This window comes from Castellaniella sp. S9, assembly GCF_027257175.1.
Classification (GTDB): Bacteria; Pseudomonadota; Gammaproteobacteria; order Burkholderiales; family Burkholderiaceae_B; genus Castellaniella.
In genome coordinates, this window is record NZ_JAPFGD010000002.1 from 172,672 (window position 1) to 197,778 (window position 25,107).

At 55.4% G+C, this 25,107-nt stretch carries 25 protein-coding genes and 2 pseudogenes; 15 read left to right on the forward strand and 12 right to left on the reverse strand.

Features of this window, described 5'->3' with window-relative positions:
• Nucleotides 1-58: 58 nt before the first annotated feature.
• The 4 genes from OOZ48_RS03525 (at nt 59) to OOZ48_RS03540 (ending at nt 2,053) form a co-directional block, all read left to right on the forward strand.
• Complete coding sequence (locus OOZ48_RS03525; RefSeq protein ID WP_269496311.1) at nt 59-568, forward strand: cupredoxin domain-containing protein; 510 nt, start codon at nt 59-61, stop codon at nt 566-568.
• 139 nt (nt 569-707) lie between these two features.
• Nucleotides 708-1,055, forward strand: coding sequence for a c-type cytochrome (locus OOZ48_RS03530; RefSeq protein WP_269495725.1), 348 nt, complete (start codon nt 708-710; stop codon nt 1,053-1,055).
• A gap of 70 nt (nt 1,056-1,125) precedes the next feature.
• Complete coding sequence (locus OOZ48_RS03535) at nt 1,126-1,542, forward strand: DUF411 domain-containing protein (RefSeq protein WP_269495728.1); 417 nt, start codon at nt 1,126-1,128, stop codon at nt 1,540-1,542.
• Nucleotides 1,543-1,702: 160 nt separating this feature from the next.
• A complete protein-coding gene (locus tag OOZ48_RS03540; RefSeq protein WP_269495730.1) occupies nt 1,703-2,053 on the forward strand; it encodes a hypothetical protein in 351 nt (116 codons plus the stop codon).
• 37 nt (nt 2,054-2,090) lie between these two features.
• Here OOZ48_RS03540 and OOZ48_RS03545 read toward each other — a convergent pair whose 3' ends face one another.
• A complete protein-coding gene (locus OOZ48_RS03545; RefSeq protein WP_269495733.1) occupies nt 2,091-2,510 on the reverse strand; it encodes a DUF305 domain-containing protein in 420 nt (139 codons plus the stop codon).
• 472 nt (nt 2,511-2,982) lie between these two features.
• On the opposite strand from OOZ48_RS03545, the gene OOZ48_RS03550 reads away from it, so the two are divergent.
• Nucleotides 2,983-3,315, forward strand: coding sequence for a DUF4148 domain-containing protein (locus OOZ48_RS03550; protein WP_269495736.1), 333 nt, complete (start codon nt 2,983-2,985; stop codon nt 3,313-3,315).
• A 310-nt stretch (nt 3,316-3,625) separates the two neighbouring features.
• Nucleotides 3,626-5,875, forward strand: coding sequence for a heavy metal translocating P-type ATPase (locus OOZ48_RS03555; RefSeq protein ID WP_442867517.1), 2,250 nt, complete (start codon nt 3,626-3,628; stop codon nt 5,873-5,875).
• Between the two features lie 21 nt (nt 5,876-5,896).
• On the opposite strand, the gene OOZ48_RS03560 is transcribed toward OOZ48_RS03555, so the two are convergent.
• From OOZ48_RS03560 to OOZ48_RS03590, 7 genes are all read right to left on the reverse strand, one after another.
• Entirely contained in the window at nt 5,897-6,382 is a 486-nt protein-coding gene (locus OOZ48_RS03560; RefSeq protein WP_118995011.1) for a c-type cytochrome, read from the reverse strand.
• Between the two features lie 81 nt (nt 6,383-6,463).
• Entirely contained in the window at nt 6,464-7,045 is a 582-nt protein-coding gene (locus OOZ48_RS03565) for a M23 family metallopeptidase (RefSeq protein ID WP_269495737.1), read from the reverse strand.
• Between the two features lie 208 nt (nt 7,046-7,253).
• The gene (locus tag OOZ48_RS03570; RefSeq protein ID WP_269495739.1) at nt 7,254-7,802 is read right to left on the reverse strand and encodes a cupredoxin domain-containing protein; all 549 of its coding nucleotides are present in this window, start codon (nt 7,800-7,802) and stop codon (nt 7,254-7,256) included.
• A 27-nt stretch (nt 7,803-7,829) separates the two neighbouring features.
• Nucleotides 7,830-8,957, reverse strand: a complete 1,128-nt coding sequence (locus OOZ48_RS03575) for a copper resistance protein B (protein ID WP_442867533.1) — start codon at nt 8,955-8,957, stop codon at nt 7,830-7,832.
• Nucleotides 8,958-8,962: 5 nt separating this feature from the next.
• A complete protein-coding gene (locus OOZ48_RS03580) occupies nt 8,963-10,813 on the reverse strand; it encodes a copper resistance system multicopper oxidase (protein WP_269495742.1) in 1,851 nt (616 codons plus the stop codon).
• A 390-nt stretch (nt 10,814-11,203) separates the two neighbouring features.
• Complete coding sequence (locus OOZ48_RS03585; protein ID WP_269495744.1) at nt 11,204-12,175, reverse strand: F510_1955 family glycosylhydrolase; 972 nt, start codon at nt 12,173-12,175, stop codon at nt 11,204-11,206.
• Between the two features lie 75 nt (nt 12,176-12,250).
• Nucleotides 12,251-12,499, reverse strand: a complete 249-nt coding sequence (locus tag OOZ48_RS03590) for a DUF2933 domain-containing protein (RefSeq protein ID WP_269495747.1) — start codon at nt 12,497-12,499, stop codon at nt 12,251-12,253.
• Nucleotides 12,500-12,834: 335 nt separating this feature from the next.
• On the opposite strand from OOZ48_RS03590, the gene OOZ48_RS03595 reads away from it, so the two are divergent.
• From OOZ48_RS03595 to OOZ48_RS03605, 3 genes are all read left to right on the forward strand, one after another.
• A complete protein-coding gene (locus OOZ48_RS03595; protein WP_269495750.1) occupies nt 12,835-13,035 on the forward strand; it encodes a heavy-metal-associated domain-containing protein in 201 nt (66 codons plus the stop codon).
• A 459-nt stretch (nt 13,036-13,494) separates the two neighbouring features.
• Nucleotides 13,495-14,178: a heavy metal response regulator transcription factor gene (locus tag OOZ48_RS03600; protein WP_269495753.1), complete on the forward strand. Its 684-nt coding sequence runs from the start codon at nt 13,495-13,497 to the stop codon at nt 14,176-14,178.
• A 5-nt stretch (nt 14,179-14,183) separates the two neighbouring features.
• Nucleotides 14,184-15,593 (forward strand): Cu(+)/Ag(+) sensor histidine kinase, encoded by a 1,410-nt coding sequence (locus tag OOZ48_RS03605; RefSeq protein ID WP_269495756.1) that lies wholly within the window; start codon nt 14,184-14,186, stop codon nt 15,591-15,593.
• Nucleotides 15,594-15,923: 330 nt separating this feature from the next.
• Here OOZ48_RS03605 and OOZ48_RS03610 read toward each other — a convergent pair whose 3' ends face one another.
• Entirely contained in the window at nt 15,924-17,132 is a 1,209-nt protein-coding gene (locus OOZ48_RS03610; RefSeq protein ID WP_269495759.1) for an MFS transporter, read from the reverse strand.
• A 768-nt stretch (nt 17,133-17,900) separates the two neighbouring features.
• Between OOZ48_RS03610 and OOZ48_RS03615 the strand changes: the two genes are divergently transcribed.
• Nucleotides 17,901-18,809, forward strand: coding sequence for a LysR family transcriptional regulator (locus OOZ48_RS03615; protein WP_269495762.1), 909 nt, complete (start codon nt 17,901-17,903; stop codon nt 18,807-18,809).
• A gap of 5 nt (nt 18,810-18,814) precedes the next feature.
• Here OOZ48_RS03615 and OOZ48_RS03620 read toward each other — a convergent pair whose 3' ends face one another.
• The gene (locus OOZ48_RS03620; RefSeq protein ID WP_269495765.1) at nt 18,815-19,117 is read right to left on the reverse strand and encodes a helix-turn-helix domain-containing protein; all 303 of its coding nucleotides are present in this window, start codon (nt 19,115-19,117) and stop codon (nt 18,815-18,817) included.
• Nucleotides 19,118-19,476: 359 nt separating this feature from the next.
• Here OOZ48_RS03620 and OOZ48_RS03625 point away from each other — a divergent pair, with 359 nt between their 5' ends.
• The 3 genes and pseudogenes from OOZ48_RS03625 (at nt 19,477) to OOZ48_RS03635 (ending at nt 21,665) form a co-directional block, all read left to right on the forward strand.
• A complete protein-coding gene (locus OOZ48_RS03625; protein WP_269495767.1) occupies nt 19,477-20,136 on the forward strand; it encodes a LysR family substrate-binding domain-containing protein in 660 nt (219 codons plus the stop codon).
• A gap of 605 nt (nt 20,137-20,741) precedes the next feature.
• Nucleotides 20,742-20,846: pseudogene (locus OOZ48_RS18510) on the forward strand (Arm DNA-binding domain-containing protein); the annotation flags it as partial.
• A gap of 99 nt (nt 20,847-20,945) precedes the next feature.
• Entirely contained in the window at nt 20,946-21,665 is a 720-nt protein-coding gene (locus OOZ48_RS03635) for a type II toxin-antitoxin system HipA family toxin (protein WP_269495769.1), read from the forward strand.
• A gap of 21 nt (nt 21,666-21,686) precedes the next feature.
• Here the strand turns inward: OOZ48_RS03635 and OOZ48_RS03640 are convergent, their stop codons facing one another.
• A complete protein-coding gene (locus tag OOZ48_RS03640; RefSeq protein ID WP_269495771.1) occupies nt 21,687-22,892 on the reverse strand; it encodes a DUF3322 domain-containing protein in 1,206 nt (401 codons plus the stop codon).
• A pseudogene (locus OOZ48_RS03645) lies at nt 22,889-23,836 on the reverse strand (SbcC/MukB-like Walker B domain-containing protein); the annotation flags it as partial. The gene OOZ48_RS03640 and the pseudogene OOZ48_RS03645, both read right to left, overlap by 4 nt.
• A 311-nt stretch (nt 23,837-24,147) precedes the next feature.
• Between OOZ48_RS03645 and OOZ48_RS03650 the strand changes: the two are divergent.
• A complete protein-coding gene (locus tag OOZ48_RS03650) occupies nt 24,148-24,429 on the forward strand; it encodes a helix-turn-helix domain-containing protein (RefSeq protein WP_269495773.1) in 282 nt (93 codons plus the stop codon).
• A gap of 35 nt (nt 24,430-24,464) precedes the next feature.
• Nucleotides 24,465-25,034, forward strand: coding sequence for an Hsp20/alpha crystallin family protein (locus OOZ48_RS03655; protein WP_269495775.1), 570 nt, complete (start codon nt 24,465-24,467; stop codon nt 25,032-25,034).
• Nucleotides 25,035-25,107 lie beyond the last annotated feature (73 nt).

Here is a 25,107-nt window from a genome sequence, read left to right on the forward strand (position 1 = left end):
TTCTTGGGGCGGTTTGAAATGGCTGTCTACTTAAACAAACTCTAGGAGTGTACTCATGATGAAAAAGACCCTTTCTATTTTGGCTTTAAGTGTCCTTCCGGCCCTCGTATTGGCTGCGGGCAACCATGGCGGGGGGCATGGCGCACCGGCGCATGGCATGCCTGGGCACGATATGTCCACCATGTCGAATGCACCGTCGCCGACTGGCAAGCCTGGCGATCCGGCCAAAGTTACCCGCACGATTGAGTTGACGATGGACGACACCATGCGGTTTACACCGGGTGACATCCAGGTCAGCGCTGGCGAGACCGTTCGTTTCTTTATCAAGAACACGGGCAAAATCCCCCATGAAATGGTGATCGGATCCCTCGCCGATCTAAAAGCCCATGCGGCCGAAATGCAAAAAATGCCGGGCATGCAGCATGCCGAACCGAATATGATTACATTGGCCCCAGGTAAGATTGGCGGCTTGGTGTGGCAGTTCGACCAGGCTGGCACCGTCGATTTCGCTTGCCTCATTCCGGGCCACATGGAGGCCGGGATGGTCGGCCAAGTAAAAGTTAGCTGATCTAGCGCATTAAAATGGCACGGAAGAAATTGGTCTTTGGGGTAGTCGGCGCTGTCGTCGTCGGCGCCGCGCCATCCTTTACAGCGTCATACGGGGATCCGGCTCGGCATTCATCGACCCTGCGGATCAGGCTCTTGTGATGCAGGGCAGGGCGATCTATGCGAACAATTGCGCAGCTTGCCATGGTGAGTCCCTGCAAGGGCAGCCGAACTGGCGTGACCGCGTGCCCAATGGCAGGCTGCCCGCACCGCCGCACGACAAAACCGGCCATACCTGGCGCCATCCTGATGTGATGTTGGTCGATATGGTGAAAAAGGGCCTGGTTCCTGGGAAGACGGCGCCGCCAGGCTATGTTAGCGACATGCCCGCATATCGGGACATCCTCAGCGATCAAGAGATCATTGCGGTACTGGCTTACATCAAGAGCAACTGGCCGCCCAAAGTCCTGGAGGCACAGAAGGGCGTCACATTGCAACGACAGAACTAAGCTGCCCGAGCGTGGTCTTTATCTATACTATGAATCATTCAAGATTTACATTTACGCTGGAGCGGGTTTCATGAAATTATGGCTAGCAGCGGCTGCCTTGGCCGTCGCGTCATCCTTTGCACAGGCTGCCGGCACGGCCATTACCGTATATCAGGATCCCAATTGCGGTTGCTGCACTGGGTGGGTCGAGCATATGCGGGATGCTGGCTTTGATGTTACGGCGATCAAAACGACCGACATGGCTTCGGTGAAGCAAAAGCTCGGTGTGCCACCAAAGCTTGGATCGTGTCATACGGGCGTGATAGAAGCCACTGGCCAAATCATCGAGGGGCACGTACCGGCCAATGCTGTCAACAAATTGCTGGCTCACTCATCAGTGAAGGGCGTGTCGGCGCCTGGCATGCCGTTGAATGCGCCAGGCATGGGCGAGTTGGACGGCAATCTGGTTACTGTGGACTTTAACGGTAAACCGTTTTCCAAGGACTAAAATCTACATACAAGCAATGGTATAGCCGGGTACGCCACGATTGGTACGCCTTGCTGCTCTGACGCTGGAAGACATCTACACCTCTATATCTACATCTCTCCTGCGCCACAAGTTCAAGCCGGTTCGTGAAAAGTCAATTTTCTGGATTTAGGAGATACAAATGAATATGAAAGCACTATTTATTGCGCCCATTACGGCGCTCTTGTTGGGCGTAAGCGGTGCGGGAGTAGCAGCGACTTCCAGCAGTGATGGCACTACCGCGGGCATGAAAGCTGAATCAGGCATGATGCAGAATGGTGACGCGGCCAGGATGGGCGATATGAAACCAGGCAAGATGAAAGATCACGGCATGATGAGCGGCGACATGATGAGCAGCTGTCCTATGATGGGCGCTGCTAGCGGAGCCAATAGCAAAGTGACGATGCAGATGCATGGCGAGATGATGCGTGCCATGGGCGACATCATGATTAAATATGCCGAGAAACTTGAAATGCCGTCCTCGCCTCAATAACGAGACTTGAGTTCGGACCGACGAACTGTCAAGAAAGCTATTTCGATGGCTTTGGATGAGCTGCGAGCCACTCATCGAACGTTACGATTTCTTTTTTCTGGGCTGCGATGATTTCTTTGGCCATTTGTTTCATCTCAGGATCTTGACCCTTTTTCAGCTCTAGCTTGGCCATGTCTATAGCGCCCTGATGGTGAGCTCGCATCATGATGGCAAAATCATAATCGATATCACCTGAGGGCTTCATGACGTCCATGCTTTTGCGCATATTCATCATAGAGCCGCGCATATCCATAGGCATGTTGCCTTTCATTGCTTCCGAATTTGTTGATGCTTGATTCGATGGGGTAGTCGTCTGAGCGGACGCCAACAATGAAATAGCCCCCATGCTTGCGCCTAGCATCAGCGATAATAAGACGCGTCGGGCCATGCGAACCGTTTTTCCTGTTTGAGCATTCATGAAAATCTCCAAAAAGCGTAAGAACTTCCAAGATACAGCTACTTTTTACCTATCAGGCACTTCGGTTTAAACACAATTGGTTAGGTTGGGATATTCAGGGTCATGGTCAGGCCCCCAGCGCCATCTTGTTCTACATTGTTGTTGGTCGTAAAGCTGCGATAGCAAACCAGATAATAAGAGGGTAATCAATAGGTTGGGCGATCATGGAGATCCTGAAGCAATGAGGCACGCGTTTCAGTCTGCACATACTGCACGAACTTTGTTTGTCAGCAATTCCCGTGCCGTTACTGGTTCCTCACTCCGATGCCGCCTACATTACAAAGTTAGGTCAAAACATGACGTATTCGTCACGCCGGCGTCATCGGACTGTTGGGTGCTGCTCGTTAAAGTGGAGTCCTAGCCAGAAAGAACTGGCACTGTGATCGCTCAGTATGACGGCGTCGCGGGACAATGACTCTCAAAGGAACCTGTTATGTCTTTTCGTTCAAAAACGCTTTTCGCCTTACTAGCCGCTGCATTAGCGGTTCCAGCCACCAGTTTTGCATATTGGGTCCCCGATAATAGTGAGCAGGGCGGAACCGAAGTGCAGGATTGGTCCAACATGAAAAGTCGAGCACAGGTGCTCCAGGAACTTGAGGAAGCTAAAGCTGACCCTACTTGGGCTACACGTCAGGGCGAGGCGACAGGTATTTGGCCTCAAATCAACGTTGAGCCAATGAAATCACGAGCACAGGTTCAGAATGAGTTAATAGCGCAGACTGCTGAAGAAAAAGCGTATATTGAGAGCTTTTATACGGGCGCATAATGCTTCGTAAATCGTCGCTAATTATGACGGAAATGTAATGCCGCTGACAGCGAACTGTCAGTTTCAAAAGCACGAAAGTATGGCATGATTGATACGCCTACCATCCATTGCAATCCCGGGCTCTACGCTGTATTGGGATGGTGAGAGGTCAGCGTAGCCCAATACTAACTGGGAAAGCGGCTACGTCATGACACCACACGATCACGAACACGCTCCACACGGCCAATCAGCTCACTTAAGCAGTGGATCAACGGGAGTTGACAGCCGTGACACTAAACCGGCCTCGGGGTTAAAGGACCCGGTGTGCGGAATGTCGGTGACTGAGCAATCGCCACACCATCTTGAGCATGACGGCCAGCCGTTTTATTTCTGCAGCACTAGTTGCCAGACCAAATTCAGCGCGGACCCGACCAAGTATCTTACTAAAAAACAGCCAAACGAACGACACATTGAGGCCGTAGCACCGGGCACCATTTACACTTGCCCGATGCATCCCGAGATTCGTCAAGATCACCCCGGAAACTGTCCTAAGTGCGGCATGGCGCTGGAACCGCTTATGCCCACACTCGATGATGATAATCCCGAACTGGCTGACTTTAGCCGCCGGTTTTGGTGGACCTTGCCACTCTCCCTGATCGTCACGACGCTGGCCATGTTTGGCCACCAGTTTGGCTGGTTTGGCATGACCGCCCAAAGTTGGATCGAGCTGGTGCTTTCCTTGCCTGTCGTGCTGTGGGCTGGCTGGCCGTTCTTTGTGCGCGGCGTTCAGTCGGTGATTAACCGTAGCCCCAATATGTGGACGCTCATCGGCTTGGGAACAGCGGCGGCTTTTATCTATAGCGTCGTGGCGACGGTTACGCCGGAAGTGTTTCCCGACACGTTCTTGTCCATGGGACGCATCGCAGTATATTTTGAAGCGGCGGTTGTCATCATCTCCTTGACGCTTTTCGGACAAATCCTTGAATTGAAAGCTCGCTCGCAGACCTCGGCGGCCATCAAGTCGCTAATGGGATTGGCCCCGAAGACGGCCCGGCGCATCTTGCCTGATGGTACTGAAGAAGATGTGCCCTTGACTCATGTGCATGAAGGCGATCGCTTGCGTGTGCGTCCAGGTGAAAAAGTGCCGGTGGACGGGGCGGTAGAGGAGGGCGCAAGCTCCATTGACGAATCCATGCTTACAGGTGAGCCGCTACCCGTCAGCAAACGCGTGGGCGATAAAGTCATTGGCGCCACGATGAATACATCGGGCGCACTGGTGATACGTGCCGAGAAAGTGGGCGCGGCCACCGTGCTGTCCCAAATCGTGCAGCTTGTGGCGCAAGCGCAGCGCTCCCGAGCGCCTATGCAACGCATGGCCGATCATGTGGCCGGCTATTTTGTCATGGCGGTGGTTGCCATCGCCGTGATAACGTTTTTCGTGTGGGGATTCTGGGGGCCACAGCCCAGTTGGGTGTACGGTCTGATCAATGCGGTGGCTGTACTGATCATTGCTTGCCCGTGCGCGCTAGGCTTGGCGACACCCATGTCGATCATGGTGGCGACGGGTCGTGGTGCGACGCACGGCGTCTTGTTCCGCGATGCCGCCGCCATCGAGAACTTTCGCAAGGTGGATACTTTGATCGTCGATAAGACTGGCACCTTGACCGAAGGGCGGCCCACGTTTGAGCAAGCGGTTGCCGTCCAGGGCGTTAGCGCCGACGAGGTGCTGCGCTTGGCTGCTAGCCTGGATCAAGGCAGCGAGCACCCGCTGGCCGACGCTATCGTTAGTGCCGCGCGAGAGCAGGGATTAGCATTAGCCACGGTAGATGAATTTGAGTCGGGCTCCGGGATTGGCGTTCGCGGATACGTTGAGAACAAACGTCTGGCGCTCGGTAATACCGCGCTGATGCTGCACGAAGGCGTCGATGTGGCGATACTAAGCGAGAAGGCAGATAACCTGCGTATGCAAGGCGCGAGCGTCATGTATCTAGCTGCGAACGGCGACTTGCTGGGTCTACTTGCCGTGTCCGACCCTATCAAAGCCAGCACCAAAGAAGCCGTGGACGAACTGAAAGCGGCCGGTATCCGCGTCATCATGGCCACGGGCGACGGCGTGTCGACAGCTAAGGCTGTGGCGCAGCGCTTGGGTATCGACGAATTTCATGGTGAGGTAAAGCCGGCCGATAAGCTCGATCTGGTTACAAAGCTTCAGGGCCAAGGGCATATCGTGGCGATGGCGGGCGACGGCATTAACGATGCGCCCGCGCTGGCTAAAGCCAACGTCGGCATTGCCATGGGTACTGGTACCGATGTCGCCATGAACAGCGCCCAGGTCACGCTGGTGAAAGGCGATTTGCGAGGAATCTCGATTGCCCGTCATCTGTCTGACGCGACCATCGCGAATATGAAGCAAAACCTGGGGTTTGCTTTTGTTTATAACGCTTTGGGCGTGCCGCTGGCGGCGGGCGTGCTGTATCCATGGACGGGGTTATTGCTCTCACCCATGTTTGCCGCCCTGGCGATGAGCTTAAGTTCAGCTTCGGTGGTGACGAACGCCTTGCGGTTACGTAAAGCAAAATAAACGGCTAGCGCGCCCAATGAGTTACTGTGGCCGTTGTTGCGTGATTTCTTTTTGAGCCGCTAACGCCTGCTTGGGCCAGGAGCTTTTGATATAAGCGAGCACCGCCCGGATGTCGTGATCGGTCAGCAACTTGCCATAGGCGGGCATATCGCTCACATACTCGGGTGGGGCTGTCACGCCAGGGACCAGGCCATTTTTAGTAATGTCAATTAAAACGGCATCGGGATGATGCCAGGTGTGCCCGGTCTCATCATGCGGCGGCGCAGGCAAACGACCATTGGCTTGCCGGATACGCCAGTCAGGCTGGCCCTCCAACTTTGCGCCATGGCAAGATGCGCAGTTGTTGGCGTAGATTTCTTTGCCGTTGGCGACAAGTTCTCGATCGGAAGGGTCAATAAATGCCGATCTTGAGCTCATCAAGGGTTCATACATAAACAAGCCGGCACCGAGCGCCAGTAAACCAAGCACTCCGGTAATTACGCCCGCTTTTTTCACAGTTATTGCCATTGGAACTATCCCACTCACTTTGTTGCACGATCAATCAATGTAATTTGCCGGCTATCGCTACGCCGGCCGCACAAGGTAACTTCATCTTTGGACATAGGAGGCAAGTTGCCGTTTTTCTTGGATGGGGTCTACCGGTTGATTGTTGACGCGCAGCTCATAATGCAAATGAGGGCCACTGGATGTTCCGGTTGAACCGACATAGCCAATGATTTGTCCCTTTTCTATGTTGACACCTTTTCTTAGGCCTTTCTTAAAGCGGCTTTGATGCGCATAGACAGTGGAATACTCATTATCATGCTCTATGAAAATCACTTTGCCATATCCATTTTGGACACCAATGAAAGAGATTTTTCCCTGAGCCGTTGCGCGGATGGGAGTACCTTTTGGGGCGGGGTAGTCAAGACCCTGATGGCCTGCCCACTTGCCTGATACGGGATGCAGCCGGTAGCCAAAGGATGAGTTGATACGCGCGCGTTCGATCAGCGGCGTGGCAAGAAACATCTTACGCAAGCTCTCGAGTCGAGGGATCGCCTTATGAGCGTGTTTGCCGAGTGTGTGAACAGGGCTTTCGATAATAGAAGTCAGTCTGACGTCCGATGCCACGGCGCTATTCGTTAGAAGATAACCGAAGACGAGAAGCAGGCTTTTTAATATCGTATGCATGTCATATAGAAAATATTTGGATAATGCTAGAGCGTAGTTCGCCTTTTGTGGCTGGATCGACTGTGATTCGTGTGGGAGAAATAAGCATTGGCAGCACTGCATACGCAGTGCTGCCGCTCTGGGGGGAACGCATTGTAGCTACTGTGCCTAGTAATCCATCACGCAGTGGATGAATAATCTGGCCATAAGGCGCCGCCTTTACGTCACCTTATCCGACTTTTACCTTACCAATCATGCCCGCTTCCATGTGCCCAGGAAGAAGGCAGGCAAAGTCAACGGTTCCGGTCTGAGGAAACTGCCAGACGAGACCACCTTTTTGGCCAGGATTGACCGTGATCATATTGGGCTCTGCATGTTTCATTCCCGGCATTTTTTGCATCATGGCGGCATGCTCTTTGAGTTCTGCAACGGAGCCGATCACCATTTCATGAGGAATCTTGCCGTTGTTCTTCATGAAAAAACGGACCGTCTCGCCAGGCTTGACGTTGAACTGGCTTGGAGCGAAACGCATAGTGTCGTCCATGACGAGCTCGATCGTACGCGTGACCTTGGCGGCGTCGCCAGGTTGTCCCACAGCCGAGTCACCTTTGTTCATGCTGGACATGTCATGACCTTGCATCATGGTGCCGTCTTTCATCTCATGACCTCCACCATGGCTTCCGGCGGCTAATGCCAGGGCGGGTAACGTGCTTAATATCAGTATAGATAGTGTCTTTTTCATCAAAATCACTTTTGGATAAGGGAAAAATAAGAGCATCAGGCTTGATGTTCCCTGGTACAACAGTTAAAAGCGAAAACTCAAACCGGCCACGAAACGGGTTTCCTGCTTGGAGTCGCCCGCCGCGCGCGCGTAATCCGCCGTTTTTCCGAATTTGCTGGACCATTCCACGCCAACGTAAGGAACAAACTGACGCGTGACTTCGTATTTGAGACGCAAGCCCGCAGTACCGTCTGTCAGGCCGCTGCCAATGCCCCAGCGTTCATCGTCCTTGCCGTGGAAATTTACTTCCACGCTTGGTTGAAGGTAGAGCTTCTGGGTAAGCAAAATGTCATACTCCGCCTTCAGCCCCAGAGCGGTTCGTCCGCTGGAGCCGACATAGGCGGTGGCATCCACCTCGAACCAGTAAGGCGCAAGTCCTTTAAAGCCGAATGCCAGCCATTCCCGGTTGGGCGCGCCCTGAGCATGGTCGAATCGCACGCCCAGTTCCGTATCCCAGAACGTTGAAACCGCATGACGCCACAGCAACTGCGTCTCGGATTCCTGTAATTTTCCGCTCGCTACTTCGCCTTCCGCTTTGATGACGGCGCGGTTATAGGTGCTGCCGTACCAGGCCTCCCCTTCGTAGGCCGCCCACTCCTCGCCACGCGCCCTGACGTACTCTAACCGGTCGAAGTTCACGGAACCGAAGTTGTGCATGTCCGACATGATCAGCGCATCTGAGGGTGGCAACGCATACTTGCCCGCGTTACGCACGTAGCCATCGGAGTAGGCATCCGGATCGCGGGCATCGGGTGGCGCCGATCCGCCTTGCATCTGCATATCGCCGTGGTCCATTTCGCCACCGCCCATATCCATTGCTCCCATATCGTGAGCAGGGGCCGTCGCACCTGTGTTGGCTTGGCCATGGTTCATACCCGGCATGGACTCTGCTGGCTTAGGCGCGGTGGTCGGCTTCATTTTCATCGTGCCATGGTCCATGCCAGGCATATTCATCTTGCTGTGATCCATGCCAGGCATGCTTGCTGCATCGGCAGGCGCCGAATTGGCCGGCATGGCGGTATGGCCACTATGGGCGTCATGCGCTTGGGCATAGGCAAAAAGCGGAGTTGCACCGAGCGTTGCGATGGCGACTCCAAGAATGCGTTTTCTTATATGGGTATTCACGGTCAAGATTCCCTTCTTCTCGTTTATTGAGCTCATGCCACCACCACTTCGCGAAACATCCCCGCATCCATATGCAGCATCAGATGGCAGTGCCAAGCCCAGCGACCCAGTGCATCGGCGGTTACGAGAAAGCTGATGCGTTGCGCCGGCTGCACGGGAATTGTGTGACGGCGAGCTTGGAAGCTGCCGTCGGGGGCCTCCAGCTCACTCCACATACCGTGCAAGTGCATCGGGTGCGTCATCATGGTGTCGTTGTGCAATATGACTCTGACCCGCTCGCCGTAGCGGAAATGGACTGGCGTCGATTTTCCATATTCAACGCCGTCGAACGACCAGGCATAGCGTTCCATGTTTCCGGTCAGATGGAGCTCGATTTCACGCTCTGCACCGCGCGGATCCATCGCACCTCCCACAGTGTGCAGGTCCGACAGCGTCAATACTCGGCGGCCGTTGTTGCGCAGCCCAATGCCGGGATCGTCCAGATTGGTGCGCGGCATGTCGACCCGCATATCGATACTTGGGCCATACTCGGTCTTGGCGTGGCGCACTTGGGTGCTGGCACCAGCCGCTGCCATTGCGCCATGATCCATGCCAGCCATGCCAGCCATTCCAGCGTGATTCATGCCCTGCATGCTGCCATGGTTCATCCCTGCCATATTGCCGTGGTCCATACCTCCCATGGACGATTGGCCGGGCGCGCCATGATTCATTCCTGCCATGCCCGCGCCCATTGAGCCCATCATGTCCGCCATGGTGAGCCATTCTGCAGGGTCCAGCGCCGGCACGGGCGCTTCGAGACCGGCACGCGTAGCCAGGGTGCCGCGGGCATATCCAGTGCGGTCCATGGCTTGCGCATATACGGTGTAAACGTCGTCTTTAGGCTGTACCAGCACGTCATAGGTCTCCCCAGGTCCGAACCTGAACTCATCGACCGTTACAGGCTCTACGTTCACGCCGTCAGCCTGGACCACGGTCAACTGAAGGCCGGGAATGCGTATATCGTAAAAGGTATTGGCTGCACCGTTGATAAAGCGCAGGCGGACCTGTTCTCCGGCTCGAAACAGCCCCGTCCAGTTGCCCGCCGGTGTCGTGCCGTTCATCAGGTAGGTCAGTACGTTCGCGGACAGGTCAGCCAAATCGGTCGGGCTCATGCGCATCTCGTTCCACATCTTGCGCTTGTCGATAGCAGCTTTTAGGCCATCTCGCGAGGCATCCTGGAAGAAATCAATGGCGGTGGGTTGGTTGTAGTTGTAGTAGTCGCCTTGCATCTTGAGTTTGGCCAGGACTCGCATCGGATCCTCGTCGGTCCAGTCAGAGAGCTGAACGACGTACTCCCGATCCGCCCGTATGGGGTCGGTTTGTGTCGGGTCGATAATGATCGCCCCATAAACGCCGGTCGCCTCCTGCATGCCAGAATGGGAGTGATACCAGTACGTGCCGCTTTGTTCGACTTTAAATCGGTAGGTAAACGTTTCCCCTGGGGCGATGCCCGCAAAGCTAATGCCTGGCACGCCATCCATTTGGAAGGGCAGGATGATGCCGTGCCAATGGATGGAGGTGGCTTCCTTCAGGCGGTTCTTGACGCGAATAGTGATCGTATCGCCTTCGCGCCAACGCAACGTTGGGGCAGGGAGCGAGCCATTCACCGTCGTCGCCATGCGAGGGTTGCCGGTGAAGTTGACGGGTGATTCACCGATCTCCAGGTTGAACTCGGTCCCCGTCAGCACAGCGGCTGAGCCGGTGCTCGTCTTGGCGGACGGAACTCCGGCAGCTCGGGCAAAGGGCGATAAGCCCAACAATACGCCGCCGGCCGCTAGGCCCTGAACGAATCGGCGACGGGGCAGTATAGGTAGTGCAAGCGAGGACGGTAGCAGGTGTTTCATGTGAGCGTATCCCAAAGTCGAAAGAGGCAGACATCAATCATCCTTCGATGATCAAAGCCTCAAATTAAATTGATGACTAGCACTTTAACGAAATGCGCATGTCGGCCCAATGACGCCGGCATTACATTTTTGTAATGCATAGGTATTCTTCAGGTTGGGCCGTGTGGTTGCATTTTCGATACTGGCAGCAGGGAGGCACTTAAGCGTGTAACGCTCGCGTTAAGTGCCCATCATCCAAAACATCATGGCTCCCATGCCGACAAAAGCAAAAACGGCTATGAGTCCAATCGCCGCCAGTGCGATCACAAGGATTTTTATCAGTTTATTACTCATGAAACTACTCAAATTGCTTTACGCTATGTGAATGCCAAACGATACGATGTCAGGAGATTACTTATCGAGCGTCGTGCCACCTTTAGCAATCTGTAGCCAGGTCGCACCACGATCTTGACTGATATAGACGCTACGCTTGAAGGTCGCGATCGCAAGTTCTTCGTGGCGGGTAGGGTTTTGAGCAATAAAGGCCACCGCGTCTTCATCTAGTGCGGGAAGCTCGATTTTTTCTATAACTCCGCCGTCCTTCAGGTCCATGCGACTTAGCACGGGGACATTTGCATAACTGCTAACCCAGAGGTGCTCGCCATCCAGATCGAACCACTGCGCAAGTACCTGCGCGCTCTGGACCAATGGCTCAAAATGGTTGCCCGCGTCACGAGACAAGTACAACCCGTCGGCAGCGCCCACGGCAACGACGTTGACATCGCGCGGGTGCACCGCCAAGCTATTAATTTTGGCCCTTAGGCCGTTAGCGGCTGCCCGCGTCCATGCCAGGCCGTCTGTTTGAGTCATATACAGCCCAGCTTGGGGCATCCGGGTATTAGGCCCATAATTCAGGACGTACACCGCATCGGTTTCATAGCTTGTGGCCAAGGTATGAAAATCGGACTCTCCTTCCAGCCCCAACTGTCGCCAAGTTTTTCCCGCATCCGTACTCTTGATGAGGCCGAACGGATTAATTAGCTTCGAGCCTGTTGCGGGATGCCCGCTGCTGTAAAACGCCCCGCGGGTGGTGGCGAATCCCATGTAATCATGCTCGGGGCCGGCCATCTTTGTCCATTGACCATTCGAATACGCCGCGATGCCATGATGGCTCGGGATCAGCAACTGTTTACCGTCTGTGCTATAGGCAAGCCCGTGCACGTGCGTGAGTTTAATCGGCGCAGCCTGTGCCAAAGTCATTATGGCTTGTGCATCGGCTACGGATGGATCGGTACTTGCGGTTGCTACGCCGATTCCGCCGAACATCAATAGCGTGCCAACGCTTGTTGCCGCCAGGCTGGTAAAAATCGTTTTAGAACTCATCACGTGATATCCGTAAATCTAAGTGCTACCCCATCAGGAGTCCGCTATGGGTAGGGTAGGACGGCTGCGAGCCGGCTAGTCTTTGAGCGGCGAGTGTCCGACCGATGGTGTGGAGGGAGCTTTGTCGGCTTGGGCTTTTTCCACCCTTTGGTCCTTGTCGCAGGAGTGCATACCTTTCATCATGAAAAACATCATCAAGGGACAAATTAGAAAGAACAAAAATGGGGCGCTGGCGGCAAGCCATTCACGGGCGGCGGGAAAAGTCGCGTACGCCACGGCAATGGCGACAGCTAGGCCAAGAGCCGCCTTCAGCATGGTTTTCATATCACATTTCATCTTCGTATCCTTCAAATAGGCGGGTTAATTCATATCCGCTCGGCAGCGTTGAGTGACGGTAGCGAATTCACTGTAGCGAAGTCATGCTGTCAGTCCGATTACGCCGCGATTACATTTATGTCATGCGCGCGTTGCGTCTCCCGGTAGTCAAGCAACATGTTGTTATTTAAAGGCAAAAAGAATAGCAACGGCGGTCGCTGCGAGCTGCAAACGTGTGAACTGATTGCCGAGGAAGCCGGTAAATGGCACGTTGGGCCAGCTTGACATTGCCGTAATGGCAAGGTTTAGTATTGTTATGCTGCATTACCTAAGGAGACAGCACAATGATTGAATTTGAAGTGAAAGATATGACTTGCGGTCATTGCGTGGATACGATTACGCGCGTGGTCAAAGAAACGGCACCGACGGCCAGCGTTAGGATTGATCTCCCCGCTCATTTGGTTCGAATCGATGGAGAGTCCAATGCAGACGTTATCGAACGTGCCATTCGAGAAGTTGGCTATACGCCGGTGCTCAAACTTTAGGGCCGGACGCTGTTAAGCCGCCGAGCGCTAGGCGTTTTCCATGCTTTAGCGCGTTTTCGGCATCATGCTCCTAGTAACTCATCTGAGGCGAGCCATATTCTTGGCGAAATGGCTCGCAGATGCTCGCAATTATCTGATAAAACGTTTGGGTAAGTTCACTGCAGACTTCAATGTACCTGGTCCCGCAGACGAAATGCTTGTGCGTAATCGATGTCGAGCTTAATGCAACGCTCCATGTTTTTATATCTTGATTTTGAGGCAAGATACTTTGCAGTGAACACAAGGGCGTCTAAAAATGAATTCGTCCGAAATATTGTTGTATTACAGTTTTGTAATCTGATCGTCATCGTGCTGTCAGTTTTACGCGTGTAGAGTCTTACTATGAGTTCTGACGCTTCTACGTCAGGGGCGGTCCCTTAAGTCAGACACAAAACTGAAGTACATCGCAGGAGCGATCCCATGAAACTGCTCGTCGTTGAAGATGAGATAAAAACTGGCGAATACATACGTGAAGGGCTCGTCGAGTCCGGCTTTATAGTCGATCTGGCCCGCACGGGTCTGGACGGGCACCACCTCGCCCTGACAGAGGATTATGATTTGATCATCTTGGATGTCATGCTGCCAGATGTTGACGGCTGGCGTATTGTTCAAGCGTTGCGCGAAGCGAAGTCGGCTACTCCAGTATTGTTTTTGACGGCACGCGATAGCGTGGAGGATCGTGTTAAGGGCCTGGAACTAGGCGCCGATGATTATTTGATTAAACCTTTTGCTTTTTCGGAGCTGCTCGCACGAGTCCGTACGTTACTGCGTCGAGGAACCACGCCGGTCTTTAATGATCAGTTGCAGGTGGCCGACCTGGTGCTGGACATCCCGCGTCGGCGGGCGAGGCGGCAAGAGGTACGCATTAATCTGACAAACAAGGAGTTCGCACTTCTGGAGCTTTTGGTGCGTCGCCAAGGCGAAGTGTTACCGCGTTCTCTGATCGCCTCGCAGGTGTGGGACATGAATTTTGACAGCGATACCAACGTCATTGACGTGGCAATTCGGCGCCTGCGCGCCAAAATCGACGACGCCTTTGAGCCCAAGCTAATTCATACCGTTCGCGGCATGGGTTATATGCTTGATGTCAGCAGCGTGAGCTAAAAAGAATGGCACGCCGCCCCGCGTCCTTGGCCCTGCGCCTGACCGTATCCATTGGAGCAGTCATAACAGTGGTGCTTCTTACGTTTGGATGGATGGTCCAACGATCCATTAATAGTCACTTCGTTCAGCAGGATGTCGATGAGCTTAATGCTGTTGTTCAATCGCTGACGCAGTCGCTCTCAGAGCCGCCAGCTGCTCAGGAACCGGATGCATTGAAGCGTCGGTTAGCGGCAGCGTTTTCAGGCCATCGTAATGCACAATTTCGTGTCTCGGATAGTCATGGAAATGTGATTTACGCTACGCCTAATTCGGATCTGGATGGTTTTGCACGGTTGGTTCCCTCTTCGGGCGTGATCACCATCAACTCGGTGAAAATCTGGCGGGATAAGGGAGAGACCTATAGAGGTGCTGTTGTGCAGCTAATGAACAAAGGTCTTCCAGGTGGCGAGCCTTTAACCTTAGCTGTGGCCACTGGCATCAATTTTCACCTGCACTATCTTGAAAGCTTCCGCAGTTACCTGAGAATTATTACGGTCGCGGCCTGTCTGATTGCCATTCTGGCGACATGGTTTGCTGTGTATCAAGGGCATGCGCCGATACGGCGCATCAGCCGAGAGATTCGTCGAATCAAATCTGACCAGCTTTTTATTCGGCTTGTTCCTGGTACGGTTCCAGTGGAGCTAACTGAGCTGGCCGTGTCATTCAACGACATGCTGGATCGTATTGAAGATGGTTTTCATCGCCTCTCGAATTTTTCGGCTGATATTGCTCATGAGTTGCGTACGCCCATAACTAATTTGAAGACGCAGACTGAAGTCGCTCTCTCTCAATCGCGCGATATTGGGCAGTATCGAGAAATTCTATATTCCAATTTGGAAGAATACGAACGTATGGCCAAAATGGTCGGTGATATGCTGTTTTTGGCACAAGCCGATAATAACCAGCTCAAACCGGAGCTGGTCAGCGTGAACTTGGTCACGGAAGTGCAGGCGCTATTTGATTACTTCGAAGCGTGGGCCGAAGAACGCTCTGTTGCTTTGATACGCAAAGGTCCCGTTGTATGTGTTCAGGGTGATAGATTGATGATGCGCCGCGCACTAAGCAATCTTTTGTCCAATGCCATACGTTATACCCCTCCGGGGCGAGCAGTCACCGTCTCACTAGCGGCTAACAGCAATGACACGGTGGTTATACGTGTTGCGAACCCGGGGTTAGCAATCAATCCCGAGCATCTTCCAAGGTTGTTTGACCGATTTTACCGCGCGGATCCTTCACGCCAACGCAAGGGCGACGGAGCCGGTTTAGGTCTAGCCATTGTCAAATCGATTATTGACACACATGGCGGCACCATTACTGCAAAAGATGAGGATGGACAAATGGTTTTTGAGATCACGCTTCCTAACGCCACGCTTTAATTGAATATTAATTATCACGAATACCAATAGGGTTGCGGGCGAGCTTTTGTTCCAACGCGAATCACGTATTGCTCGCCTAGGCAATGATGACGGCTTTATAGCCACCGATAAGTTCGACTGCTCCGACGGTGCGATGTGCATGCCTACAGTTCCCGACCAGACGTTCGTGCAGAAGGCTTACCAAAAGCTTGATGAAACAGATCGCATGAAACCATCCTCATCCAATGATTGTGTTATCGATGTAATGGAACAGTTATTCCCTCGTAGCTAAGATCTAGCATTTCCGGTCTGTCCTAATTCAGACCGGAGTGAACCATTTCGGGGTGGGAGTCACTTATGCATTTCAGAGCGAAAGAGGAAGGCAGCGAGGATCCCGAGGAGGATGGCGCCAGCGCCGAACACGTGGAGTGCCGTTTCGATGCCAAGCGGCAGCATCGCGCCAAAAAGTAGGCTCCCGCTGCCGAAGCCGACGAACAGGGTGAACACGTTCAAGCCCATGGCTTGCCCGCGGTTTGGCCCCAAGTCGGTCACGATGCCGGCCAGCAGCGGTTGTGTTAGGTCGTAACCGACCGACAGCAGTGTTACTAAAATGGGCGCCCCGATCAGGGGCATGTCGAGTGAGAGCGCGGCGGCGCTGGCGCCAGCGATGAGCAATCCGACGGGGATCAGTTGGCTTCTGCCGTAGCGGTCGGCGAGCCGCCCGATAACTGGGCCGAGTAGGAAGCCGGGAATACCGTAGCCCAGAAGTGCAAGGCCGATCCCGACGTCACCTAAGCCATATTTGCGCGAAAAATACACGCCGAGCCAAGTGAACACGCCGGAATGAAACACCGCATTGAGCGCAACGTAGGCATAGGTGCGCTGACCACGTGAGCTGCCCAGCAAAGTACGATAGCCGGCAAACAGGGTGCCAAGCGTTGGCCTCGCGGTGCCGCTTTTGTTGCCCAACAGATCACGATAAGGCAACAGAAAGGCGAGGACCATCGTAGCGGCTGCGGCCACGCCAAAAAATAGGCCGCGCCATGTGATGAACGGCTCGAGCATCACACCCGCGACCGCGCCGACCGCCATGCCGCCGGCCATGGCACCAAATAGCCAGCCCAGCGGGCGGCCCCGTTCACGGTAGGGAAACAGGTCGCCAATCAGTGCGAGAGCGAGCGGTACGACGCCGCTGGCCCCAAGGCCGGTCAGCAGACGCACGGTCGTTAATTGCTCAGCTGATTGGGAAAATCCCGTCAGAACGGTCAGAAGAATGAACGCCGATAGCGAAGCGATCATGATCGGACGTCGTCCGATCCTGTCAGATAGCAACCCGTAAAACAACGTCGCAACGCCATAGGCCATGAGATAGGCGGGCACCATCAAACCAGCCATTTCCACAGACACATGAAATACAGCGGCCAAACGCGGCAGCAGTGGTGCCACCATATATGCTTGGAAAAAGATAAGAAATGTGGCGCCGGTGAGAATCCATAGCAATCGTTCACTGCGCGCATTACCTCCCCCGGTAGTGACTGCACCACTAGTGTTTGTGGTCATATTAATTGCCTCCCATTAGATTTTGATGTCGTTAGGATGGACCTTCCAATTGTGGCAAGGTCAAGTGCTTATTGACGCTGCAAAGCACAGAGACGATTAAGTCCAGTTGCTCGTTCTTCGTTGTTACCAGTGTAGAAGCCACGATATTGTCTGAAGCTACATCAAGGTTCGATACAGAGAAATAGGGAGCCCCCATAACGTATATTCCGGAAGCCATCAAGTTTTAGATCACCTTCATTACAGATTTGTAATCATGCCGTCACCACTGTGTCATCGTCGTGTAGGTAGAGTTTTGAGGTGGCGTTCATCGCCGCCATTCCCGCGGCACAGAGGCTTGGTCTAACAATGTGCGACAGTGTCGGAGAGGTAACGAGACACTTGTGGTGTGAGGATGCGTTATTGACATAATTTCATTGTGTTCGCTGAGGAGCAGAACTTTCATCAAGTGGCGGATCGGGTGCACATCGACCATCATCCTGCGCAAGACGACAGACGCGGAAACTAGCCGCGCCTGTGACTTATTACTGTCGAAGGTTGAGAATTGATTAGACGAGGCCAAGCGTGGTATGGGTGAGGCCCTTTGGGCTAATGCTCTGGTTGTTAATGAGCAATATGAATGCTAGGGGCTGAAAGAAAATGGTTTTGATGTCTCGATCTTCAAGTTGTACTTGTGGTTCAACATTTCACGGCACGCCGTCTATTACTAGCCGATCAAGGTCATGATCGAGCAGTCGTCATTCTTTGGTTACCGGACGGTGGCGATTTAGCATGGAACTACGCCATCTACGTGCCTTCATCGTACTGGCTGAGGAGCTGCACTTCGCCCGTGCCGCTGAGCGGCTGAACATTGAGCAGTCACCGCTGTCGCGCACTATCAAGCACCTAGAGGGCGAGTTGGGCGTGCTGCTGTTTAAGCGCGATCGACGTGGTACGCATCTGACCCTCGCTGGTGAAGTCTTTCTGCAGAACGTGCGTCGGGTATTTACCAGTCTCGACCAAGCTACGGCGAGTGCTAAGGCAGCGGCAGCGGGTTATCGCGGCACGCTGCGTATTGCCGTCTCTGATGGAGCTGCGGAACCTAGACTAGCAGCGCTGTTGGCGCGCTGCCGTGAGGAAGATCCTGAAGTGGAGATCCGCCTGTTCGACGTACCACTGGCCGAGCAGTTGCGAGGGCTACGAAAAGGCGCGTTTGATGCCGGCTTCGCTCGCTCCTCCGAAACGGGAGACGATATCGTTGCTTATTCTGCCTGGAGTGATCCGCTGGTAATAGCCATGGCCGCACGCCATCCCTTGCTGGTGCATGCACAGATTCCGGTGGAGGAGTTGTTGCGCTACCCGTTGGTGATGTGTCATCCCCATGAGTGCGAAGGCTATCTGCAGCAGATCGTCAAACTACTGCGTGGAGTGAATGTCGAGCCCATTGTGATCGCACAAGCTAGTTCCTTGAGCATCGCTTTGACGCTGGTGGCCGCTGGCTATGGTCTGTGCTTTGCCACTGCCACCCAGATCGGCATGTACAGACACCCGGATGTGGTGGCTCGGGCTCTGGAAGGGCCGCAAGGAGAAGCGACGTTGATGACCTACCTGCTATATCCTCAGGCTGGAGTTTCTGAACCATTGAGTCGGTTTATCGAGCGAATTCAACTTGGAGAGGCTGACGGCATGTCATTGCCTTAGCAATATCACCCATCGTTTGCGTTGGCTTCAGTCTGTAGGTTTTTCTCAGTGGCCGCTATCAGTTCACTCGCGCTTTTGTTCAGTGCTCTGGCGATACGCAGAATAATCGCCAGGTTCGGCATATGTTCGCCACGCTCGATCTTGCCCATGTGCGAACGCTCGATCCCCGCCAGGTGGGCGAGTGTCTCTTGGGCGATGCCCAGCTCTGTTCTTGCTGCCCGAACGGCCATGCCAAACGCAATGGCTGGCCCTGCTTCATAGGTGGTGGTGCCGGTCGGCCGGCCTCGTTGGATAGTACGCTTCTGCATCAGCAAAAGCTTCGTACGACACCATAAATCAAACCACGTTAAATTTAACTCATGATAAGATTTAAGCCTTATTTTTTGACTTACGCTGTCGTTCTCCGCTAATTCCTGGACCGTTGCCGTTAAACGTGGGCTCGTCCATTAAATCCCGGACTCGGAAATGGAGCGTAGAGGATGTGAACGAAGTGTTGAACTAGCTTCTTGTTTTGAGGAAAAAACATGAGGCGGTAGTTGGAGGCATGAGCTGCCCCGGTCTGTCATCCAGATGTCGGCCGTCCGGCTAGTTCAGTTTTAGCGAAGACTTTGGCACTATTCCGGCTTTTAACGAAGAACGACAGTCCTCTGCGAATAAGGAGAACAATATGCCTTCCAACGCTGATCGGCGACCTTTGCGAATCGCCGTATCATTTGGCGCGATCCACGCACAGCTGGCAACGCTTCTCGCTCGCCAACGCATAGAGGAGCCTGAAACGCCCGTTGCACTGTCTGAGGTTTCCCCAGCAGAGCAAATCGCGGGTCTGAAAGACAGACGCTACGAACTCGGATTTACCCTGGGTGTGGGAGCCGAACACGGCTTGAAGATGCAGCCGCTCTGGCATGACGAACTGGCGGTCCTGGTGCCAGCGTGCTCACCACTACTGACCTATGCAGCCATCCCGTTGTCTACACTTGCGGACTATCCGGTGGTGATGTGGCATTCCGAGGTCTGCGCGGCCATGCATTATTACGTGCAAGCCTTATTCGTGAAGGCTGAATTGACACCACACGTTGCAGCTCAGGCGCGCAGTTTTGAGTTCATGGCAACTGTGGTAGCGGCCGGCTATGGTGTCGGGCTGGCCGCATGCTCCCGGATTGATGCGGCGCGAGAAGCCGGTATCGTCGCGAGACCTCTTCACGCAGACGATCACACGATTACAACGTTCCTGCTTTATTGCGACGGGGCTTCGGAGAGGGTCAAGCGGTTTATCGAGCGGGCGCGGCGCTGTGCTGGCACGGCCTCGCTTTGTGGTGTGGTTGGTTAAAGCGGCAGCTCTCGCCGTTTGCAACGAGATCGACTACGAACTTATTCCCGCTCAATAACGCTCAATAATACTGTGCGTCGCTCTGGCATTGGTCTGCATGTTTTCGATAGCGTTGTGTAGACCTCGACGGCGCTCTATGGCCTTCGCCAGACTTCGCGTATTATAGTGGTCGTGGATGGGTACATTATTGGGTACATCCGCACTATTCTAACTGAATAAAGCCTTTGTTAATCAAGGGGATAGGCGGACTTTACTGTTTCCTTCACCCGCTCCACTTCAACTTTCCATGGTGTTCCAAGGACGTCCATGGCGTGTTTCAAGTCATTGTCACGGTTCGGTTTTTCCAGAAAATCCGTTCCAGTGACGTCCAGCGAAATCCACTGACGGCCGGCCCAAACTGGTACAAAAAGTGGCCCAAACAATGCGCGAACTTCCCCTGCCGCATTGTTGCTGGAGGAGCCGGGAGCCGATGGGAAACATGGCACTCAACTCGCTTTCAAGGAGTTGGGATCATGCTTTCAGACCCCATGGCCCGGTAGGCCAAGTCCACCGGCAAGCCATACGCACTGGCCGACTTCGACGGCCTCTATCTCTACGTTTCCGCCATCGGCACCAAGGCTTGGCACTTCCGCTATTCGTGGTTTGGCAAGCGTGAGCGCATCACCCTCGGCAACTATCCGGCGCTTTCCCTGAAGGACGCCCGTGCGCTTCGCGATGAAGCCCGCTCGCTGCTCGCCAAGGGCGTCAATCCCTACAGCGAACGTAAGCGCAAGCGGCACGCGATCGTCCTGGCCGGCGAGCACACCTTCATGGCCGTCTACGAGCAATGGCTGGCCCATCGCCGGCTCTCGCTGGAGGAAGGACGGCAGACCAGCCTGGAACAGATCGGGCGCGTCTTCAAGAAAGATGTGTTCCCCTCGCTGCGGCACCTGACCATCTACGAGATCATCCGCGTGGCGCCGGCCCGCGTGGAAGTGATCGGCGGCACGGCGGTCGCCGTCATCCGGCGTTTCGACCGCACCGATGATGGCGGCCGCATCCCTTACGTGTCGGCCGCGACGATGCTCCAGTCCGGTGGCCGCGACGCGACGCATGCCTACACCGAACTGGTGGATGTACTGCTTCAGTCGGGCGCCGATCCGATCGCCGACATCCATGAGTTGTGGCGGCGGCTGGTCTTCAATTTCCTGGTCTGCAATACCGACGACCACCTGCGCAACACCGGCTTCCTGTACGACGCGCGCCAGCGCGGCTGGCGCCTGTCGCCAGCCTTCGACCTGAACCCGATGCCGGGCGACCGTCGCGAGAGCAAGACCTGGCTGACCGAGGACACCGGCGTCATCGACAGCCGTGACATGCTGATGGCCGCCGCGTCGTATTTCAGGCTGGATGCTGCGCAAGCGCAGGCGATCTGGAGCGAAGTGGCCCAGGCCGTGGCGGGCTGGCGCGCAGTGGCCCGGGGATTGGGCATGTGCGGCACCGACCTGCTGGATTTCGAGCCGGCGTTCGTCGAATCGACCACGCCTTGACGACATCGGCAGGAAATGCCGCTACGGCAGAGAATCGTCCTGGACTTTTTTGATCAACGCCGCGCATAGCCAGCGATAGCCGATGCGTTCCTGCTCCAGCCGCAGTTGTGGCCGGATTCGATCATTACGCAAGTCGTCGTAGAGAGCGGCTTCCTCATCGACCAGTCGGGACAAGGGCAACGTATGGCGTTTGTCGAGGGGCTCCTCACCCCATTGAAGTTCGTGGGCCATCAGGGTGGAGCGGTCCATGAGGAACGAAGCGGCTAGCGGGAAATACTTGCGCAGGCTGTCCAGAATGGCAAAGCCATGGGTGTCGATATCTCCCCAATAGTGCAGAGAGGCGCGATGCAGCCAGTCTGCTCGGGCAAGCGCCCCCCAGCCATAGCCGGCACCGAACACGACGATGGCACTGGATACCGGCGGGAAAGCCAGGAAGTTCACCTCGTTTTCGGTGATGAAGACACGCTGCGCAGGCAGGGCGAGCGTGGCGAAGCTGTCCGCATCCAGGGTGATGTCGGTCAGTCCCGTGCAGCCCGGAAGCTGGGGCAGCTGCGCATCGAGCAAGCGCAGGCGGATGCGAACGGGCTTGTCGCGAAAGCCGTAGCGACGGGCGAATCCTGCGACTCCGGTGGCATCGTGGCCGATGGCTTCGGCGGGCAAGGCCAGGTCCAGCCATTGGCCTAATGTTGCGCGATGCGCCTCGATGAACTTGCTGTCCACGCCCGGCGCGTCGACCTGCCGAAGATAGACGCCGGGGCGCGGATGGGTTTGCACCCAGGCCACTACGGCCAGCAGGCGCGGCCAGTGTTCGGCCAGTGCCAAGGTCTGCAACGGTGATCTGTGCAGCCACGGCAGCAGTGCGGGTTGCGCTTCGGCAGTTTGCTGCCAGAGCGCCTGGAACCGGTGGGCATCTCCGGTCTTGCCGATCATCGCCAGTGTGTCTTCCAGCGTATCGATCCAGAGCGTGTCCGGCAGGCGCTGCCGGCCCTGCACCCGGTGCGTCCATTCGCGCCATTCAATGCGCACGCGTGGCATGGCGCTGATGTCGCGCACCCAGCCGCGCACGGCATCGAAACGGTTGCTGAGATCGACGGCGGACGGTGACTTCAGCGACAGCCGCAATGGCCAGCGCAGCGTGCCGTCGCCGACCACGGCACGCAGCAACTCGCCGCGCTGCCACAGCCGTTCGACCTGCGCACGAAGGTCGGCGGGCTGGCTCCATGTCATGCAGCGCCTCCCGTGGCGGCAGCCTTCTGTGCCCGGTATTCCTCAATGCTCAGGCTGCGCAGCCGCGACTCACGGCCGCCTTCGTTGTGCACGAAGCCGACGCTGGAAACATACGGCTCGATGATGTGGATCTTCTGCAGCGGCGTAATGATCAGCAGTTGCAGGTTGAGCTGGCGGAACAGTTCCAGCCCATACTGGGCCGATTCATCCGAGCCGCGCCCGAAGGCTTCGTCGATCACGACAAAACGGAATGAGCGCGAGCGCACCGCCCCCCATTCCAGGCCGAACTGGTAGGCCAGGCTGGCGGCCAGCACGGTATAGGCCAGCTTCTCCTTCTGCCCGCCGGATTTGCCGCCGGAGTCGGAGTAGTGTTCGTGTTCGGTATCGTCCTCGCGCCGGCGCTCGCTGGCGGAAAACAGGAAGCCGTTGCGCACGTCGGTCACCTTCTGCATCCAGCGCCGGTCGATCTCGGTCAGTCCCTCACGCCCCCGGAAGCGGTCGATGATGGCCTTGACCTGAAGGAACTTGGCTTCGGAATACTGTTCGTCTACCGAGCCGCTCAGCGCGTCTTCGGTGCAGGCACGCAGGTCCTGAAGGAAGTCGCGGATCTCCGCATCGGGGCTGGGTTGCGCCAGCAACCGGATGTAGCGTCCGGGGTTGTAGTCGATCACCTGCAAGGATTGGTTGATGACATCGACCCGTTCCTTGATCGTTTCCCGCTCGCGCGCGAGCTGGGCATTGAAGTTGGCGATCTCGTTGATGGTGTTGACGTTGAGCAGTTCCTTGAAACGCGCTTCGAAGCGCGGCAGGTCGTCGCGCTGCAAATCGCTCATCAAGCGCTCGAATTCGGGCAGCGCGGCCAGGCTGACGTCGATCTCGGCGGTCTCGGCCTTGAAGGCCTCCTTGAAGCCGCGCATGGCGTTGATGATGCGTTCGGTCAGCGCCTTGGCAACCACCACGCGCGCATCCACCGCATGCACCTAGATAACCCGCTTGGCCAGATCCACCCCGACTCGGGCAATCTCGTTCATGGACTTCCCCTTTCACATGGCTGCAGATTGATGACTTGGGGAGCACCATCGCGGTGGCAGCCAACATTTGTTTCCTGGCTGCTTACGATTGAGTCACATCAATCGGCCAGCAGATCGCTGGATGTTGACTCTTGACTTTCGGCATGTTAGGCGCAATATCTTGCAAAGTCTTGCAAGAATTTCCTCAGGCGAGGCCGCGTGACGACGGAACTTGTGGGGGTGGTATGACAGCGCGCCAGCAGGCGATCTTCACACTCGACGAGTTGGCTGCCTACTTGAAAGTCGGCAAGCGGACGCTTTACCGGCTCGCCTCGCCCGGGGAGATTCCGGCCTTCAAGGTCGGCGGGACGTGGCGGTTTCGTCAAAGTGAAATCGATCGATGGATCAATGATCAGATCCAAGCAGGCAGAAAGAAGGAGGTGATACGCACAGATGAGCAGCCAAAGTCAGCGGAACACTCCGTGTCGTCTGGGCGCGCTGTCCGTCGCCGCAGGCAAACGGAGTGAGCGAGAGTCTTCAATTTTTCTTCTGGAGGTGTGACATGGACATTGATTTCAAGAAATTGGCTCCCTGGAACTGGTTCAAGAAGGAGCAGGAAGAACAACAGAGCACTGCCTCGCTGCCGGTGCAGCGCAATGACCTGCCGGTGGCGGGTGGGCCCGTCAGTCCCATCCTGCAATTGCATCGCGAGATCGACCGCCTGTTCGACGACGCGTTTCGAGGCTTCGGTTTCCCGACGCTGGCCATGCCACGCTGGCCGTCGGACTGGCCGGGCATGCTGAAGCCGGCGCTGGACATCCAGGAGACCGACAAGCAGTACAAGATCGCCCTGGAAGTACCCGGCGTCGAGGAAAAAGACATCCAGATCACGCTCGACAACGACGTGCTGCTGGTGCGCGGTGAAAAGCGTCAGGAGCAGGAAACGAAAGACGGCGGTTTCCACCGGGTGGAGCGCTCCTACGGCAGCTTTCAGCGCGCTCTGAACCTGCCGGCCGATGCCAACCAGGACACGATCAAGGCCGCTTTCAAGAGCGGCGTGCTCACGATCACGATGGAAAAGCGCGAGGCCAGTACGCCCAAGCAGGGGCGCTCAATCCCGATCAACGGCTGACGCGGGGCAGCGCGTTTTTCTCAAAAACCACAAAGAGATGAGGCACCGTGATCGGCGGTGCCTCGTCAGATCA

Excerpts from the sequence above, each read along its gene's own strand:
- OOZ48_RS03525 (WP_269496311.1), top strand. The coding sequence starts at position 59 with ATGAAAAAGACCCTTTCTATTTTGGCTTTAAGTGTCCTTCCGGCCCTC.
- OOZ48_RS03530 (WP_269495725.1), top strand. The coding sequence starts at position 708 with ATGCAGGGCAGGGCGATCTATGCGAACAATTGCGCAGCTTGCCATGGT.
- OOZ48_RS03535 (WP_269495728.1), top strand. The coding sequence starts at position 1,126 with ATGAAATTATGGCTAGCAGCGGCTGCCTTGGCCGTCGCGTCATCCTTT.
- OOZ48_RS03540 (WP_269495730.1), top strand. The coding sequence starts at position 1,703 with ATGAATATGAAAGCACTATTTATTGCGCCCATTACGGCGCTCTTGTTG.
- OOZ48_RS03545 (WP_269495733.1), bottom strand. The coding sequence starts at position 2,510 with ATGAATGCTCAAACAGGAAAAACGGTTCGCATGGCCCGACGCGTCTTA.
- OOZ48_RS03550 (WP_269495736.1), top strand. The coding sequence starts at position 2,983 with ATGTCTTTTCGTTCAAAAACGCTTTTCGCCTTACTAGCCGCTGCATTA.
- OOZ48_RS03555 (WP_442867517.1), top strand. The coding sequence starts at position 3,626 with ATGTCGGTGACTGAGCAATCGCCACACCATCTTGAGCATGACGGCCAG.
- OOZ48_RS03560 (WP_118995011.1), bottom strand. The coding sequence starts at position 6,382 with ATGGCAATAACTGTGAAAAAAGCGGGCGTAATTACCGGAGTGCTTGGT.
- OOZ48_RS03565 (WP_269495737.1), bottom strand. The coding sequence starts at position 7,045 with ATGCATACGATATTAAAAAGCCTGCTTCTCGTCTTCGGTTATCTTCTA.
- OOZ48_RS03570 (WP_269495739.1), bottom strand. The coding sequence starts at position 7,802 with ATGCTCTTATTTTTCCCTTATCCAAAAGTGATTTTGATGAAAAAGACA.
- OOZ48_RS03580 (WP_269495742.1), bottom strand. The coding sequence starts at position 10,813 with ATGAAACACCTGCTACCGTCCTCGCTTGCACTACCTATACTGCCCCGT.
- OOZ48_RS03585 (WP_269495744.1), bottom strand. The coding sequence starts at position 12,175 with ATGAGTTCTAAAACGATTTTTACCAGCCTGGCGGCAACAAGCGTTGGC.
- OOZ48_RS03590 (WP_269495747.1), bottom strand. The coding sequence starts at position 12,499 with ATGAAAACCATGCTGAAGGCGGCTCTTGGCCTAGCTGTCGCCATTGCC.
- OOZ48_RS03595 (WP_269495750.1), top strand. The coding sequence starts at position 12,835 with ATGATTGAATTTGAAGTGAAAGATATGACTTGCGGTCATTGCGTGGAT.
- OOZ48_RS03600 (WP_269495753.1), top strand. The coding sequence starts at position 13,495 with ATGAAACTGCTCGTCGTTGAAGATGAGATAAAAACTGGCGAATACATA.
- OOZ48_RS03605 (WP_269495756.1), top strand. The coding sequence starts at position 14,184 with ATGGCACGCCGCCCCGCGTCCTTGGCCCTGCGCCTGACCGTATCCATT.
- OOZ48_RS03610 (WP_269495759.1), bottom strand. The coding sequence starts at position 17,132 with ATGACCACAAACACTAGTGGTGCAGTCACTACCGGGGGAGGTAATGCG.
- OOZ48_RS03615 (WP_269495762.1), top strand. The coding sequence starts at position 17,901 with ATGGAACTACGCCATCTACGTGCCTTCATCGTACTGGCTGAGGAGCTG.
- OOZ48_RS03620 (WP_269495765.1), bottom strand. The coding sequence starts at position 19,117 with ATGCAGAAGCGTACTATCCAACGAGGCCGGCCGACCGGCACCACCACC.
- OOZ48_RS03625 (WP_269495767.1), top strand. The coding sequence starts at position 19,477 with ATGCCTTCCAACGCTGATCGGCGACCTTTGCGAATCGCCGTATCATTT.
- OOZ48_RS03635 (WP_269495769.1), top strand. The coding sequence starts at position 20,946 with ATGGCCGTCTACGAGCAATGGCTGGCCCATCGCCGGCTCTCGCTGGAG.
- OOZ48_RS03640 (WP_269495771.1), bottom strand. The coding sequence starts at position 22,892 with ATGACATGGAGCCAGCCCGCCGACCTTCGTGCGCAGGTCGAACGGCTG.
- OOZ48_RS03650 (WP_269495773.1), top strand. The coding sequence starts at position 24,148 with ATGACAGCGCGCCAGCAGGCGATCTTCACACTCGACGAGTTGGCTGCC.
- OOZ48_RS03655 (WP_269495775.1), top strand. The coding sequence starts at position 24,465 with ATGGACATTGATTTCAAGAAATTGGCTCCCTGGAACTGGTTCAAGAAG.